Below are 15835 nucleotides of genomic sequence, written 5' to 3'. Positions count from 1 at the left end.
TTATGAATAGCCAACATTCTTTTATTAATACTGTAGAATAAAATATACATAGATGGTTCAGCACTGTATAAATCTTTTGACACAAAATCTAATTTTTATGAAGAATAAATTCATTGAATGTTATGTTCATTAGCCAGTAAATAATTTTCAACTAACAACATCCCAAATTTTTAAATCTCTCAAAAAAAGGTAAACAAACATATTACATAAAGCTAATATATTTGTTTACCTTTTCCTATTTCAAATCAACAGAAAATATCGTTTGATAAAAACAGCATTAATAAGTATTTTGTTATTCATTTCTCTTTTTCAGATAATCTTTTTCACATTGTAACGTTTTGTATTCCACTATTTTTCCTGGCTTCTTTTTCGTTTCGGTAACGATCCACTCCCCTTTTTCAAGTTTAAGATGTTTCATAACATTTGTATCGTCTATTTCTTTATAAAGTAAAAATGCTTCAAGCGGCTTTACAAACAACCTAGGCTCTCCTCTATATCCACCACTTTCAAAAGCTTTAGTTAACGAATTATAATAAGTATCATTTTCCCTTCCGCCATACATCAAATGCGCAGCCTCTAGGTCTCTTTTACTAATTTCCCAAAAACTATTTTCATCAATCTTTAAATCAAATGTAGATATAATGTCATTCATAATGTTTTTCACATACTTTTCATCACGAATTTTACTTTCTTCCAGACAATCTGAAGATAACCTTGGTGCATTTGACTGAGAATGTACCACATGCTGTATAGATACGCACAAAATAAATACACTTAAAACATACAATAGTTTTTTCATATTTAAGTATCACCTCAAATGATTTAGATACTATATTATTTGAGGTTTAGGATATTCTTATGCTAAGAATGAGTAAGGTCCTATAAAATAGATTTTTTATAGGACCTTTCCTTTTAATATTGATTTATCAGTTTCATCGGCGAAGCAAGTACCTTACTACTTTTCACATCATATAATCCTATAGGTGTTACCCGTATAAAAGGCAAGTGCGTCGCAGAAAAGAATAAAATCGTAAATGCTGGATCATTATAGGTGTATCCTCGCTCTTGTAGTAATTCCACCATTTTTTTCTCTTTCTGTATTAATTCACTCATTTTCAAATTAGACATAATCCCGAGCAATGGTAATGCAATTTCGTGTAACACTTCATTTCTTTCCGCTATTACTATACCGCCACCTAGCTCTTTTACTCTATGAAAAGCTGTAAGCATATCTTCTTTCCTTTTTCCAATAAGAATGATGTCACCTGTACCGGAATAAGAGCTAGCAAGACCTCCTAATCCATTCGCAAAACCTTTCACAACTGTATTCACTCGCCAAGTGCCATCACGAGCAATCATCATAAGGAAACATTCATCATGCTCAATAGAAAGTTCTTCACCGTTTAAGTCGATTTCAGTTACATATGGTTTTGAAATAACATCATTTAATAATTTTATACCTGTTGTTTCAGAAAAAATCATATCTTCTTTCTTTAAAGACCAGTCTAATGATAATGGAGTTACTTTGAATTTACTCCAGTCTATATGTAATGATGCATTTTTGTTTATTCCGTCACGCTTCATCCATTTCCCCTTTGCAATTACACTTATTGGAATCGGATTTTCTTTACTTTCCAAAATATTAATATTTGCAATTCTTCCTGTCGCGATCGCGCCGTGTAAATGCTCCATATTATAATAACGAGCAATGTTATAGCTTGCCATATTATAGGCATCAATTACTGGCATTCCTTGCTTTATCGCGATTTCTATCATCCTATTCGTCATTCCGTTTTCATAAAATGACGGATGTGAACCATCTGTTGTGAACATGAATCTATCAAATTGCTTGACACCTAATTCCAGCAATTCTTTCAGTAAAACTTCTAAATCTGGACGGATAGAAGAGTTTCTAAGAGTAACGGTGTAACCTTGCATAAGGCGTGTTAATGCTTCCTGTCCTGTCATCGCTTCATGATCGCAATCAGTACCTAGTAACTTTAACTTCGCTAACGTTGATTCAGACGCACCGGGAAAATGACCTTCTACTTTTTTCTGTAAGCGCTTTGTTTCCTGTACCCAATTTAACATCTCATCATCGCCATTTAATAGTTTTGGCCATGCTGTTAACTCGCCGCCTTGAAGAACCGCTTCATGCTTTAGCCACTCTATTATTTCTTCACTATTAAATAAAGATTCACCATTTTGCAGCTCAGTTTGTCCATCAAAACGACACCACCAATACATACTTGCTGGAATCTTTTCAAATTCATCTAATAAACGAAATGCTACTTCACGTTGTAACGTGAAAAATAAAGTTAAATTATCATTAATGAAAGTCGTTGTCCCAAATTGCATCGCATAATTTGCTAAAGTCTCTGGATTATATAATTGATATGGATGTGCATGCGGTTCTATGTAACTAGGAACTACATACTTTCCATTACAATCAACGACTTCACATTCATGTATTTGCTCTGGTAATTTTTCTCCTACATATATAATTCGGTCATCATAGATCCAAATATTTGCTTGCACCCACTCGCGCATATAGGAATTTAAATATGTTGCATTCTTGAATAAAATGTGCGGGCTTCTTGTGCCATCTATTACTTCAACATGTTCTCGTAATTGTGTGTTACTCCATCTAAACTGATTTTGTCCCAATGTATTTCACTCCACATCAATTTCCTTTTATTTATTAAAACAAAAATAATTAACTAACTAAAGTATTCTCCATTCATAACTCCCCTGTATATCCCCTATACCCTTTATTATATGGAATGATTACAAAAATGACAATTTTCAAAATTTACAAACATACCTCTTTGATCCTCAATAAAAAGGATGTCTTGTAACCGACATCCTTTTTTATACTAAACTATAAGATTGAATTACACTTGTATCCGTATTTATGTTCTACATATACTTGATTGCTGCCATACCATGAATGCTAATACTGTCCTTTAAAGCAGTATCTCATTCGCTTTCTTTTCATCTATTTCTTAAATTCAATTTGCATCATTTTATTAAACTGCGTATTAATATCAATCGCACCTAAAGAGTTAATACTAATAGCCAATGTATGTTTGCCTCCAATTGCTCCCCCAGCAAAAGTGGTAAATCCAGGAATCCCTCCTGTATGCCCCCAAACTGAAACACCGTTTGGAAGCTTAGTCTCATAGATTCCAAGACCATATCCATGGCCAAGTTCTTTAATCCCTGTAGGAACTGTAGTAAGCATTTCTTTTAGCTGCTTTTCCTTCAGTAACTTACCTCCAAGTAAAGATGAAAAGAATTTGTTTAAATCGTCCGCATTAGAAATCATATCTCCAGCTGAATTAGCTATACTTGGATTATAATACGTCATGTCTTTCAATTCACTTGTTTCTTCTATTTTCATATAACCACGAGCATGATCCTTTCCTGGAATAACGGGTGAATTCCCTGGTAAAAACGTATTTGACAGATCCAAAGGTTCAATAATTCGCTTTTCAATTTCTTCCGCATAACTATTTCCAGTTATTTTTTCAATAAGCATTCCCAATATTACGTATCCTGTGTTTGAATACAGCCATCCCTTACCTGGTGAAAAATCTGGAGGTAGAGAAAGTCCTATTTTCACTATTTCTTCTGCTGTATACGTTTTTCTCGAATTCATTATGTCAGCATCTTTTGACTTTAAGTATTCAGCTATACCACTCGTATGATTCAAAAGTTGACGTATCGTAATTTGATTGCCATCATACCCATTACCTTGAATGAGACCCGGTAGCCACTTTTCAATTGGATCGTCAAGTTGCACGCGATTTTCTCCTACTAATTGAAGAACAGTCGTAGCGGTAAAAGTCTTCGTCACACTCCCAATCCGAAAACGATAATCCGATTTCATTGTTTTCTTTGTATTTAAATCCGCGACGCCAGCAGTATAACTACTAATCTTTCCATTGTTAGACGTCTTCGCTAATATTCCTGGGGTTCCAAGCTGTACTGTTTCCTGCATTACTTGTTTCCAACCATTCCGATTCTTTTGATCATGTGATTGTGACGGACTAGATAAATTTTGAACAGACTCTGCTTTCACAGTAAAACCTGGTGTGATTAGAGTAGTACCCGCTAATAAAACTGCCAAACTTGCTAACTTAATTGAATTACATTTTTTCATAAGGCTCCCTCTCCTCTATTAATATAGGATTAATTCAAGTTATACTTTAATCCTATATGATAAAACTCTCTTTTTTCTTATCCATTCCTTACGAAATACTTACGTTCAAATTTTGATACGATAAACTGAGAAAGAGCTATGCATGAAAATAAAAAGGGCATATAAAATAAGGACAGCCACTTAACTGCCCTTATTTTCATTTCACCTCGTCTTTATTATTTTTAAGATGATTCATTAATTATGTTCGTTTCAAAGGTACATATATGTTTGTTCCAGTAACATATCTTTTTCCCAATCGAATTATCTTATAAATTTAAGGAGTTCATATTAAGATTAACAATAAAAAAGAACGTGTTTTCAATTTATCAAAACACGTTCTCTTACATACTTAAAACCCTATATCAACTTTTCATTTCATTCACTTCTTTAAACTACTAATCTTTATTCAGTTTTACCATCCTGCACTAGCGTTCATGCCATTTCCAATAATAGTAAGAAATAGTGGCCACAATACTGGTCCTAACGTAAGAAGTAAATTTAGAAGTATAAGTAATCTATATACCCCGGGAAAATTTTGATCTTTACGATTTACAAATACTAAAATAACTAATAATATTATGGTCGTTAAAAATAAAAGTAGAGTTAGCAACCAATACCAAACCATTAAACTGAGACTCCATGGTGTTAATAGCTCGTGTATTATACCAAATATGATTCCTAATACTCCAAAACTAAAGGTAGTAACTGTTGATTTTATAAGCACTATATTTAATGTTTTTTCGTATGTATTTTTACAATATAAATCTATTAAAGTGTATAAAGATAAATATGCCATTAATACACCTATCCAAGACAATAACCAGTCTCCGCCTCCTCTAAATAACATGAACAGCAACCAACACATCCCTACTGCAGAAAAAGTAAAGGAAATAAGTATGCTTTTCAATACCGGTTTCATTATATTTTCACACCCTTAAAAATAAATTATAAGTTTTTACTAAACTCATGTAATTTTTTATTAACATGCTACCCATTAATCGTTTAGCTCTAACGTATCCTTTTTTCATTCTATATTAATAAAACAAAGATACACTCATGAACAATTAAAGAAGCAATACTCTACAAAGAGTTCCATATAGCTTGTATATTCTTTTTCCATTGGTAGAGATATTAAAAAATTAAGTATACATTAACATGCAATTAAATATAAGTAAATAAAAAAGATGACCTCAGCATACGCCAAAGTCATCTTCTATAACCATATTATTTTACTAGTTCACCGCTATAAACCTTTATATCAAGCGGAGCAGTTAAAAACTGTGATGCTTTACTAACGAAAGATGTGAAGTGTTCACTCGTATTATGACTCGCAACTGCTGCTTCATCTTTCCATACTTCTACCATCGTATAAACACTTTCTTTTTCAGTATCTTTATATAAATCGTAAGATACATTTCCACTTTCTTCTCTTGAACCATGAAGTAGTGGCTGAATTTCTTCTAAAAATGATTGTTGTTTTGCTGGATCTACTTGAAATATTGCGTGAATAATAATCATGGTGTTTCCCCTCTCATATCTCACTTATTTCTGTTTTGTTATAAAATTACTTCCACTCAGCAACTTTTTCAATTGGAAGACGTACTGATGGATAACCACTGTCAGCAGCTTTTCCGATTGAAATTAACATAACTGGTACGTGACGCTCTTTGTCTAATCCGAAAGCTTCTGCGATTTGGTCTTTTTCAAATCCACCAATTGGGCAAGTATCATAGCCGTGAGCACGTGCTGCTAACATAAATTGCATCGCTACAAGACCACCGTCAATTAGTACAGTATCTTTCATTACTTCTGGTGTAACCATTGAGAAGTAACCTGAAAGTTTTTTCATTTGATCTTCTTTTACTTCAGCTGGCATAAGTCCGCGCTCTACTGCTGTACCGTAAATTTCTTCTGCGTTATCAAAGTTGTTTAAGTCACCAAATACAGCAATCATCGCTGAAGATGTTTCTACTTGAGATTGATTGAATTTTGCAAGTGGAGCCAGTGTTGCTTTTGCTTCGTCACTTTCAATAACAAGGAATCTCCATGGTTGCATGTTTACTGAAGATGGTGCAAGTGTTGCTTCTGTAAGAATTTCAGTCATTTCTTCTTTGCTAATTTTCACTGAAGGATCGTACTTACGGATTGAACGGCGTCCTGTTAAAATTTCGTTAAAATCATTTGTTTTTACTGAGTTAGTCATAGTTGTATTCTCCCTTTTTAAAGTTCTTTTATATTTTCTTGAATGCGGTCTAACATCGTTAAAAGATTGTCGCGTTCTTCTTCACTTAATCCTTTAAATGCTGAAGTAGCGAAACGCTCTTTTTCCTCTTGATACACTTGAATTTTATTTCGCCCCTCTTCTGTAAGAGAAACTAACGTAATTCTGTTATCATCTGGATTTTTACGTCTTGTAATCATTCCGTTTGCTTCCAGCTGTTTTAAATGCCTCGTAATCGCGGCATTATCAATATTCACTTCTTGCTGAAGTGCTTTTTGACTAATTTCATCTACTTCATATAACTGAAGTATAAGCTCTAGTCTAGATTGACTCATACCTGTACACCCTTCAAACTTCGAACTTACTTCTTTATTTAGAAAGTGTAATTTATATAAAATTATTGCTTCTTTTGAGCATGAACTTGTCAAATTACCCCTCCTTCACATGCAAAACAAAAACATTTGATGCATCAATAGTTGATATGTCAATTAATATAATCTATATCGATTTATAATGCAAGCATTTTGTTTTCACTATTTATTTTTTTGAAATTCGTCTATTAATATTTTTCCAAAATAAGGCGTTTTATGACGTTACAAAAAATGTAAATTACATTATAATAGTAATAATTTAAATGACTGGAGAGTGATTGTAATGCGGCAATACACAAATAGAAATGAGGAAATGAAAATGGAAAATGAAATGAGGATATTTATATATGACAACAATAAATATAGGGATTGTCGCGCACGTAGACGCTGGCAAGACGAGTTTGACTGAGCGAATTCTTTATGAGACGAATGTGATTAAAGAAATTGGCCGAGTAGATAGTGGCAATACGCAAACTGACTCAATGGAATTAGAAAGACAACGCGGAATTACAATTAAAGCATCTGTCGTTTCTTTCTTTATTGACAGTTTAAAAGTAAATGTTATTGATACACCTGGACACGCTGATTTTATCGCTGAAGTGGAGCGATCATTCCGTGTTTTAGACGGTGCCATTTTAGTTATATCTGCCGTTGAAGGTGTGCAAGCACAAACAAAGATTTTAATGCGGACATTACAGAAATTAAACATACCTACTATATTATTCGTAAATAAAATTGATCGTAGCGGTGCAAATACCGAAAAAGTTATGAAGCAAATAAAAGATGTTCTTTCAAATGAAGCATTACCCTTCTACTCTGTCCTAAACGAAGGAACGAAAGAAGCCCGTATCATTGCATACAAATCATATGACGACTGTATAGAACTGTTAGCACCATATAATGAATCGTTACTTGCGTCATATATAAATGACGAAATCGTACCGGACACACTATTAAAAGAAGAACTCAATAAACAAATAGCGCAAGCAAATGTGTTCCCTATCTTTTTCGGTTCAGCGATGACAGGTATGGGAGTAACTGAACTGCTCGAAAATATTTCAGACTTATTTCCAGCTAATAAGTTTGCAGAAAATGAAATATTATCCGGTGTTGTGTTTAAAATTGAACGGGAATCTTCTGGGGAAAAGATCGCATATGTAAGAGTTTTTTCTGGTCGTTTACACGTTAGAAAATATGTTGATATTCAGCGTAGTGAGTCTCTACCACATAAGGAAAAGATTAAAAAAATGTGCATATTTCATAATGGAAATGCAGTTCAAGCCTCTACTGTTCATAGTGGAGAGTTTTGCAAAGTATGGGGACTTACGAATATTAAAATTGGTGATATTATCGGTGAGTGGACGGATTATATAAAAGATATTCACTTTGCCGAACCGCAAATGGAAGCTGCTATTGAAGCAGTACCTAAAGAGCGAATTCATGATCTATACGCTGCACTTATGGAGCTATGCGAAGAAGATCCGCTCATTAAAGTGTGGAAAGATGATATTCATAATGAACTATATATTCGCCTTTTCGGGGAAGTACAAAAAGAAGTAATTGAAACAACACTTTTTGAGAAATATAATTTGCAGGTTACTTTCTCAAATACGCGGGTTGTATGTATTGAGAAACCCATTGGCATTGGGAATTCTGCTGAATTAATGGGAGAAAAAACGAATCCATTTTACGCGACAATCGGCTTCAAAGTTGAACGTGGTGAACTGAATTCTGGCATAACATATAAGTTAGGTGTTGAGCTTGGATCATTGCCTTTAGCATTTCATAAAGCGATTGAAGATACAGTATTTCAAACGTTAAAACAAGGTTTGTACGGATGGGAAGTTACGGACATTATCGTCACGTTAACACATACTGGTTATGCAAGCCCTGTTACAACAGCAAGTGACTTTAGAAATTTAACACCACTCGTTTTAATGGATGCTTTAAAGCACGCTGAAACATGTGCATTTGAACCAGTAAACGAGTTCGAATTAACTGTACCGGAGCACGCAATTAGTACCGCAATGTATAAGCTTGCTGCTATTCCAGCAACTTTTGCAGAGCCTACGTTGCATAATGATTCTTACCATTTAACAGGATCATTACCTGTTGCAAAAATAGAGGATTTTAAACGAATGCTCCATTCATTTACTGAAGGAGAAGGTATCTTTATAACAAAGCCAACTGGTTTCACAAAGCTGACGGCTCCCTTCCCTACTCGAAAACGTGTTGACTTTAATCCGCTAAATCGGAAAGATTATTTACTTCATGTGTTGAAGGCTTATTAAATAAAAAAGAGGTGCCATTCGCACCTCTTTTTGCATGTATTGATAGGTTAGTTTTTCCTAACAACTTCTTTAAGTTTTTCTATTATTTTTGCTATCGCTTCGATCGAATTCTCGGTTTCAAATTCTCCAACATTTACAGAATGGTTAGCGTTTTTGACAACTTCAATCTGTAAATTCGTTTTATGTAACTGATTTATTTGATTTGCATTATATTGATGATCTTTGTCTCCGATTACTAAAAGCCCGTCGTGATGACTATGTAAGATAGAATCAAAAATCGAATCAACAGTTAGTAATGGTGTAAGCAATATCATTTTTGAATGTGCAAATTCTTCTCTCTTCAATAAATCATTCGCAATCGGGATTGTTCCGAGTGATTTCCCTAAAAACATCGAATCGTTGTATTGTCCATTTCTTAGCACTTCATTAATGATAGGATTAATATCATCCACCATTACTTTCGTTACTTCTTCCATTGGTTTTTCCATTAATTGTCCATCGTAGGAATAATGAATATGTACTACATCTATTTTATTTTCAAGCATAAGCATCGTTGCATAATAAAATAACGGCTTGTCATAATTGTAGCCTGAACCTGAGAACATAAAACAAATTGTATTAGAACCTTTTTCGATATGTGTGTAACGAATGACTTTATCATCTATATGTATCTCTTTTTTAGTCCCCTTCACCGTTTTCCCCTCCAAGCACGCTTACTTTTGTAACACGATATGTTCTGTATGAACTGATACATCCTTTACTTTATCTTTTATAAACGCTGGCTGTAAGTTATATGCATGTAACTCTTCTACCGGCACCCACTTAAATAAATATTTTCTACCTTCTTCTTCAAGAATATATTGATCCGCCCCATTTGCAGGTAATTCATGCAATTCTACTTCATAATAAAAACTAATCTCATGAAACTTTCGCTCAGAAAGTGTAAAGAAGTTTTCTACTGACCATATTAATCTCTTCACTTCAATAGGTACGCCTAGTTCTTCTGCAAGCTCTCGTTTTAACGCATCTTCACTATTTTCTAGCATTTTCACTCTTCCGCCTGGTACGTACCAATACTCTTCACCTTCATCTTGAAGGATAAGTATTTTATTATCATATTTACAAATTGCTCCGACTCGGTAATTAAAACATGTTTCTTCTACTTTAAACGTAAGATCCATCCTGAATGCCCCCTATATATTATTTAAATATCAAATCATTACAAAACTATTATGTATGTGCTGTACAAATAAGATTACTAAATTTTTCTATTGTATTCAATGATTTTCGAACTTTCCGAAAACTACACTTACCTTTTCGTCATTACAGGTATTTATACATATGTTACAATCACAATGCACACTAGAAAAGCAATATGGGGGTACGAATGGAAACGTTATTAATCCAGCAAACTGAGAAATCAAATAAGTTTTGGAAAATCGTTGTGAAAGAAAAAGACTACGTTGTGTTTTACGGAAAAATTGGCACAGCTGGTAGTGTAAAAGCGAAAGAGTTTGAAACAGAAGAAGAGTGTATAAAAGAAGCTAATAAACTAATCACTTCTAAACGAAAAAAAGGATATACAGACCCGTGTCTTGGGGAAGATTACATAAAAGAAAAAACGATAACAGAAGAAGAATTCTGGGAACTTCTTAATCGCGCAAAAACAAAAGGTGAAGATCAAGAAGAACAAATAGAATGGCTTACTTCTCATCTCGCTAAACGTACAGTACACGAAATTGTCGCTTTTGATACGCATATGCATCACATATTAAAAGACTCGTATACGTCTCGTTTATGGGCAGCAGCTTATATTATTATGGGTGGCTGTTCGGATGATTGTTTTGATTACTTCCGCGGATGGTTACTATATCAAGGAAAAGAAACATACGAAGCGTGTATCGAAGATCCAGAAAGGTTAATTTCTGTATTAGACAACTTGAGTGAATATGATGTTCCTGAAATCGAAGAACTTTCGCTATATTTCGGACAAGAAGTATATGTGGAGAAGACTGGGGACGAAGATGATACATACTTTACGCTATATCATGTCTTATCCAATGAAAAATTCGACGATATAGATATTGAATTTGACTGGAATGAAGATGACGAAGAAGGTTTGAAAAAGATGTTTCCTAGGTTATGGGAAATGTATGGGGAAGAACCGATTGAATGGTAGATAAATATTAGGACTCTGTTTAACCAATAGACAGAGTCCTGTTTTCATAGAATCCTTATTTACACTCTCTTTGTTTCATTCCACTTATCTAACAGCTCCTTTTCTCTTTCAATTGAAATACCTGCTTTTAATTCCCATTCGTCCACACTCTTCATCCACTCATACACATCTGTAACTGTATGTTCTAAACTTCTAAAAGTAAGTCCTTCTTTAATAGCTCTTTCAATACTAATAGAAAAACCACCTTTCCACGGCTTTGTCTCACCTTCTAATGAAAAAGTTTCAGGAAGCCATAGTGGCATCTCTGTCCAAGGCTGTACTTTATGTTCATTCATAAACGATTCATCTACCCAAACGAATGCAGCATCACTATTCGTAACCTTTTTACACGTATTTAATAGCTCTTCCATCGTCAATTCATAGTTCGGACCTGTAACATTGAATGTACCTACTTTATTGTTTTCTGCCATGTTTAGTCCAAAGCTTGCGACGTCATTTATATCAACGAACTGCACTGGACGGTCTTTCCTTCCTGGAACTAACACTTTTCCTCCCTTTTCTACACGCCCAATCCAGTATGGAAGCCGATCTGTATAATCAAACATCCCTGAAAGAAGTCCTGCTCTTACATGTAAAACACGCCCCGGCCAATACTTCTCTGCTTCTTTTTCACACAATACTTTCAGCGCACCGTAATACTCATAAGGAGAAACTTCACCATTCTCCACAGCCTTTATTTGATCGCCCGTTGGTTCGGGTTGTAATATATAATCTTCTTTTATATGATGCGGAATCCAATCTTTATAAACGGAAAGACTTGAAATGAATATATAATGCTTTATATTATCCCGTAACACTTCTCCGACATTTCTAATGTGATGCGGAGAAAATCCACACGTATCTACGACAACGTCCCATTTTCGATTTTCTAAACTTGAAACATCATTATTTCTGTCACCGATTAACTGCTCTACTTCTGGAAAAACTTCTTTATTCGTTCCACGATTAAATAATGTAACTTCATGCCCTCTTTTTAATGCCTCTTCTACAAAAGCTCTTCCTAAAAATCGTGTACCACCTAGAATTAAAATCTTCATTGTTCTCCCCCATTCGTGATTGAAAATCCTTTCTTTTGTTAAACGATTTTTTGCTGTGGAAAGTTACGGGGTTAGTCTAACTTTTTCTACAAGTTCAACATATGTAATTTCCATTTCATATATAATTAAAATATCGGATATTTGATTAATCACTTATACATGTAAGTAGGTGAACAATATTAATAAAAGCATAGTTTATCATTCAACATTATGTATGTATTGCCTCACATCTCTTGTATATATTATCTTACTGAACATAGAAAATGGTCGTAATTATTTAGGGTTTACGATGGTTATTCCGCTTTTAGCTGCTATTTTATATCAGAAATTATATAAGAAACAAAAAATAGTTCATACATTTGGAATTTCACGTCCAAAAATAAGAACATTAATTTTCTCCATTTTATTCCCAATACTTCTAGGTCTATGTCTGCATTTCTATTTTTATATTTATAATATAAAATTCTTATTTAATCATTGTAATGAATTAGGATTTCTCCTACTCATTGGTCTTACAATTGCTGCCTTGTCTGCATTTTTAGAAGAAATCATATGGCGCGGAAATTTTCATTACCATTTACGAAAAAAATATTCATTAAAACAAACAGCAATCATTACTGCATCGCTTTGGTCTTTATGGCATTTACCAGTATCAATCTTTTATAAAAACTATGAATTATGGTTTGTAGGAATATTAAGCTATCTCTCGTTATTATTTATATTATCTATAATTTTGACGTATACGAGAGAGTATAGCCATTCTGTGATAACACCTGCAATTTTACATGGCATGTTTAATGTATTTTATTTAACAGATGGAGTAGAAACAAAATGGGATATTAGCCTAATGGAATTAATTAAATTTATCTTGCTGGTAATTGTGTTTGGCATGATGTATCTAATACATCGAAAAGTTAAAAGTACCTAAACAAATTATAAAGTACTTCAACACCTATTCAATAATCGTATAGGTGTTGAAGTTTTCTAATCTTAGTTGCTCAACTTAGTTAATACAACACTTTTTTCTATCATGAAGAACAAGACAAGTTTAACTAAACCTTTCATTCTTATTTTTATAAAAATAACCATATTAATCTTTGAAATAAGGAAATATGCACTCTTTAATTAACTTCCATCTATCCTCTGCATGCGGTATGACTTCAGAAGCAATCGCCACCACCAGTTCCTTCTCTGGTACGCAGCAAATCACATTCCCACCATCGCCCATTGCACAGTATGAAAAGATTCCATCCTCTTCTCGTAACCACCATAGGTAACCATATTGATTTTGATTCATTGTTGTCGATTCTCTTATCCATGATTTTGATAGTATTTGTTTTCCATTATGAATACCTTCATTCAAATACAGCTGTCCAAACTTAGCCATATCTCTAGCTGCTAACGTAAGTCCCCATCCGCCAGTTGAAATACCATTTGGATCGTGAACCCATCCCTTTACATCTTTTCCGAATAAGTCATCAAATCCAAATGCTTTCATATTGTAGTTTGGAATTTCTCTTATGCCGATAGGCTGGAATAGATATTCGTTCGCAAACTCACGAGCACTTTTCCCTGTTACACTCGTAATAATTGCTGATAGTACATGTGCGCCTGCCGATGAATATTTAAAAGGTCCAATTTCTCCACCTTTTCCTGCCCTATTTAACGTATACTTCACCCAGTCCATTTGTGTACATAGTTCTTCTAACGGTTCCTGCCAGTCTACATAAGGATATGGAGCTGTCATTGTAAGTAGATGCCGAACTGTTACTTCAGATGCCTTAAGATTATATTCAGGAAAAAACTCTATTACTTTTTGATTAACACTTTTGATATATCCTTTATCTATACATATCCCAATTAACGCAGAGATTATCGTTTTTGTGACCGATGCTACATGACATGCATCATCTGGACCGTAACCATTATAATAATTTTCAAAAACAACATTACCTCTCTGCACTACTAACATACCATTAATATTTTTGTATTCTTCTTTTATAATGCAATCTAACTCTTCAGCAGTTTTCATCGTTCTTCCCCCTTAATCTATGATTAAAAAGGTTCGATAGGTACATATATATCAACTATATGTTTATGTTCGGGATGCTGCCTTGGATCATTTCTATATACTTCGAAAGGATACGAATCTTTCGGTTTATATCCGCTATTTGGCAACCATTCACCGTACAAGAAATTCCATGCTCCTTTATATTCATCTCGGAATATTTCAAAATGACCTACCGCATACTTTCCAGAAGGTATTACCATTATTCCAATGTCGCTCGTTTCTACTGCGGACTCATCTGGAATCGTTATACATAGACTTGTTCTTAAATGATAGTCCTCAGTAAATTCATGATGATCGTGGTAAATGGTTAATACTTTCGTACCCTCAAATACATGATAGTTTTGCTCCGCTGCGTAATGAAATAGTTTTTCTATCATTTTCGGAAAGTCTATAGCTAAATCTTTATATGTACCTACATGTCTTATGTATGCGACGTTTACTTTGTCCGCTGCTACAATTTCGACCTCTCCTCGAACCTTCTTACACTCATTGTATTGAGAATCTTCGCTAACGTCTTTGCAATTCTTGCTATTGTGATTTCTATAGTGAGACGGACTTACTCCGTAATAACTTTTAAATGTACGGGAGAAAACTGCTGAATCTGTGAACCCGAAGTAATACGCAATGTCTGTAATCGTCATATCTGTACGATAAGTAAGAAGGTGTGTTGCCCTCTCTAACTTCAAACGATTCACATACCGAGATAACGGCTCATCCATCATCCCTTTAAAAATTCTATGAAAATGAAATTTTGAGAAGCCTGCCACATTAGCTAAATCTTCAATTGAAAGTGAATCATTTATATGTGATTCTATATAGTCTTGCACTTTATAAACACGTCGTAAATACTCGTTTCTACTTTGAGAACTCTCCATATTTATCCCTCCTCACAACAAAAAGGCTAACTTTACGTCAGCCTACTTTACACATTTTTTAAAAATAAAACTCTACTCCCGCCGTTCCCATCATAATTTGTATGTACGGATACACCTTCTATTTCATCATCCCCATCTTCAATTTGAAATCCGATTTCTTGATGAAATTCAATCGACTTTTTATTAACTGGTGACGTTATCGCTTTTACAACTTTACGGTTATTTGCACGAGCGACATCGAAGAAATAAGAATATAACGTCGATGCGATTCCTTTTCGTCTAAACTTCGGATTTACACCGATAAAATGAACGTACGCTTCATCTTTATGCGTTTGCGAAAAAAATCCAAATAAGAAACCTAACGTTTTTCCATCTTCTTCAATGATAAAACTCGTTTCTTGAAAATGGACGAAAAACAACTTCGGCAACATACTAGCCATATCTCTTCCGCCCCACCAATCATTTAATACAGAATGAATCTTTACATAATCTTCCCCTTGAATGTTTCTTACTCGCATGTATTTCT

General features: G+C 34.1%; 16 protein-coding genes. 3 read left to right on the top strand and 13 right to left on the bottom strand.

All coding sequences use genetic code 11. The features are described 5' to 3' along the window. Nucleotides 1–292 precede the first annotated feature (292 nt). The 7 genes from AC1DS7_RS11760 to AC1DS7_RS11730 form a co-directional block, all read right to left on the bottom strand. A complete protein-coding gene (locus AC1DS7_RS11760) occupies nucleotides 293–799 on the bottom strand; it encodes a hypothetical protein (protein WP_431180101.1) in 507 nt (168 codons plus the stop codon). Nucleotides 800–912: 113 nt separating this feature from the next. Continuing rightward, on the bottom strand, nucleotides 913–2667 hold the full coding sequence (locus tag AC1DS7_RS11755; RefSeq protein ID WP_201065433.1) for an adenine deaminase C-terminal domain-containing protein: 1755 nt from the start codon (nucleotides 2665–2667) through the stop codon (nucleotides 913–915). 331 nt (nucleotides 2668–2998) lie between these two features. Further along, nucleotides 2999–4165 (bottom strand): serine hydrolase domain-containing protein, encoded by a 1167-nt coding sequence (locus AC1DS7_RS11750; RefSeq protein ID WP_002142304.1) that lies wholly within the window; start codon nucleotides 4163–4165, stop codon nucleotides 2999–3001. 451 nt (nucleotides 4166–4616) lie between these two features. Beyond that, nucleotides 4617–5123, bottom strand: a complete 507-nt coding sequence (locus AC1DS7_RS11745; protein ID WP_215588288.1) for a DUF3902 family protein — start codon at nucleotides 5121–5123, stop codon at nucleotides 4617–4619. Nucleotides 5124–5428: 305 nt separating this feature from the next. Next, complete coding sequence (locus tag AC1DS7_RS11740; RefSeq protein WP_000583822.1) at nucleotides 5429–5722, bottom strand: putative quinol monooxygenase; 294 nt, start codon at nucleotides 5720–5722, stop codon at nucleotides 5429–5431. 46 nt (nucleotides 5723–5768) lie between these two features. Further along, a complete protein-coding gene (locus tag AC1DS7_RS11735) occupies nucleotides 5769–6407 on the bottom strand; it encodes a nitroreductase family protein (RefSeq protein ID WP_000185377.1) in 639 nt (212 codons plus the stop codon). Between the two features lie 17 nt (nucleotides 6408–6424). Next, on the bottom strand, nucleotides 6425–6853 hold the full coding sequence (locus tag AC1DS7_RS11730; protein ID WP_000204168.1) for a MarR family winged helix-turn-helix transcriptional regulator: 429 nt from the start codon (nucleotides 6851–6853) through the stop codon (nucleotides 6425–6427). Nucleotides 6854–7143: 290 nt separating this feature from the next. Between AC1DS7_RS11730 and AC1DS7_RS11725 the strand changes: the two genes are divergently transcribed. Beyond that, on the top strand, nucleotides 7144–9087 hold the full coding sequence (locus AC1DS7_RS11725) for an elongation factor G (protein WP_215588289.1): 1944 nt from the start codon (nucleotides 7144–7146) through the stop codon (nucleotides 9085–9087). Between the two features lie 47 nt (nucleotides 9088–9134). Here the strand turns inward: AC1DS7_RS11725 and AC1DS7_RS11720 are convergent, their stop codons facing one another. After that, entirely contained in the window at nucleotides 9135–9779 is a 645-nt protein-coding gene (locus AC1DS7_RS11720; protein ID WP_215588290.1) for an alpha/beta hydrolase, read from the bottom strand. 21 nt (nucleotides 9780–9800) lie between these two features. After that, nucleotides 9801–10268 carry an NUDIX hydrolase gene (locus AC1DS7_RS11715; RefSeq protein WP_002142309.1) on the bottom strand — a complete coding sequence of 156 codons (468 nt, stop codon included), beginning with the start codon at nucleotides 10266–10268 and terminating at the stop codon, nucleotides 9801–9803. A 206-nt stretch (nucleotides 10269–10474) separates the two neighbouring features. On the opposite strand from AC1DS7_RS11715, the gene AC1DS7_RS11710 reads away from it, so the two are divergent. Next, nucleotides 10475–11266 carry a DUF4240 domain-containing protein gene (locus tag AC1DS7_RS11710; RefSeq protein ID WP_016101141.1) on the top strand — a complete coding sequence of 264 codons (792 nt, stop codon included), beginning with the start codon at nucleotides 10475–10477 and terminating at the stop codon, nucleotides 11264–11266. A gap of 59 nt (nucleotides 11267–11325) precedes the next feature. Here AC1DS7_RS11710 and AC1DS7_RS11705 read toward each other — a convergent pair whose 3' ends face one another. Then, the gene (locus tag AC1DS7_RS11705) at nucleotides 11326–12363 is read right to left on the bottom strand and encodes an SDR family oxidoreductase (protein WP_016101140.1); all 1038 of its coding nucleotides are present in this window, start codon (nucleotides 12361–12363) and stop codon (nucleotides 11326–11328) included. Nucleotides 12364–12532: 169 nt separating this feature from the next. Here AC1DS7_RS11705 and AC1DS7_RS11700 point away from each other — a divergent pair, with 169 nt between their 5' ends. Further along, nucleotides 12533–13291, top strand: a complete 759-nt coding sequence (locus AC1DS7_RS11700) for a CPBP family intramembrane glutamic endopeptidase (protein ID WP_033715035.1) — start codon at nucleotides 12533–12535, stop codon at nucleotides 13289–13291. Between the two features lie 162 nt (nucleotides 13292–13453). Here AC1DS7_RS11700 and AC1DS7_RS11695 read toward each other — a convergent pair whose 3' ends face one another. The 3 genes from AC1DS7_RS11695 to AC1DS7_RS11685 are packed head-to-tail and all read right to left on the bottom strand — an operon-like array spanning nucleotide 13454 to nucleotide 15827. Beyond that, entirely contained in the window at nucleotides 13454–14395 is a 942-nt protein-coding gene (locus AC1DS7_RS11695; RefSeq protein ID WP_016101138.1) for a serine hydrolase domain-containing protein, read from the bottom strand. Nucleotides 14396–14418: 23 nt separating this feature from the next. Next, nucleotides 14419–15309, bottom strand: coding sequence for an AraC family transcriptional regulator (locus AC1DS7_RS11690; RefSeq protein ID WP_016101137.1), 891 nt, complete (start codon nucleotides 15307–15309; stop codon nucleotides 14419–14421). 47 nt (nucleotides 15310–15356) lie between these two features. After that, nucleotides 15357–15827 (bottom strand): GNAT family N-acetyltransferase, encoded by a 471-nt coding sequence (locus AC1DS7_RS11685; RefSeq protein WP_016101136.1) that lies wholly within the window; start codon nucleotides 15825–15827, stop codon nucleotides 15357–15359. Between the last annotated feature and the right edge of the window lie 8 nt (nucleotides 15828–15835).

This window comes from Bacillus sp. P4_E1 (genome assembly GCF_056401715.1).
This window is presented reverse-complemented; position numbering and strand designations above follow the sequence as displayed.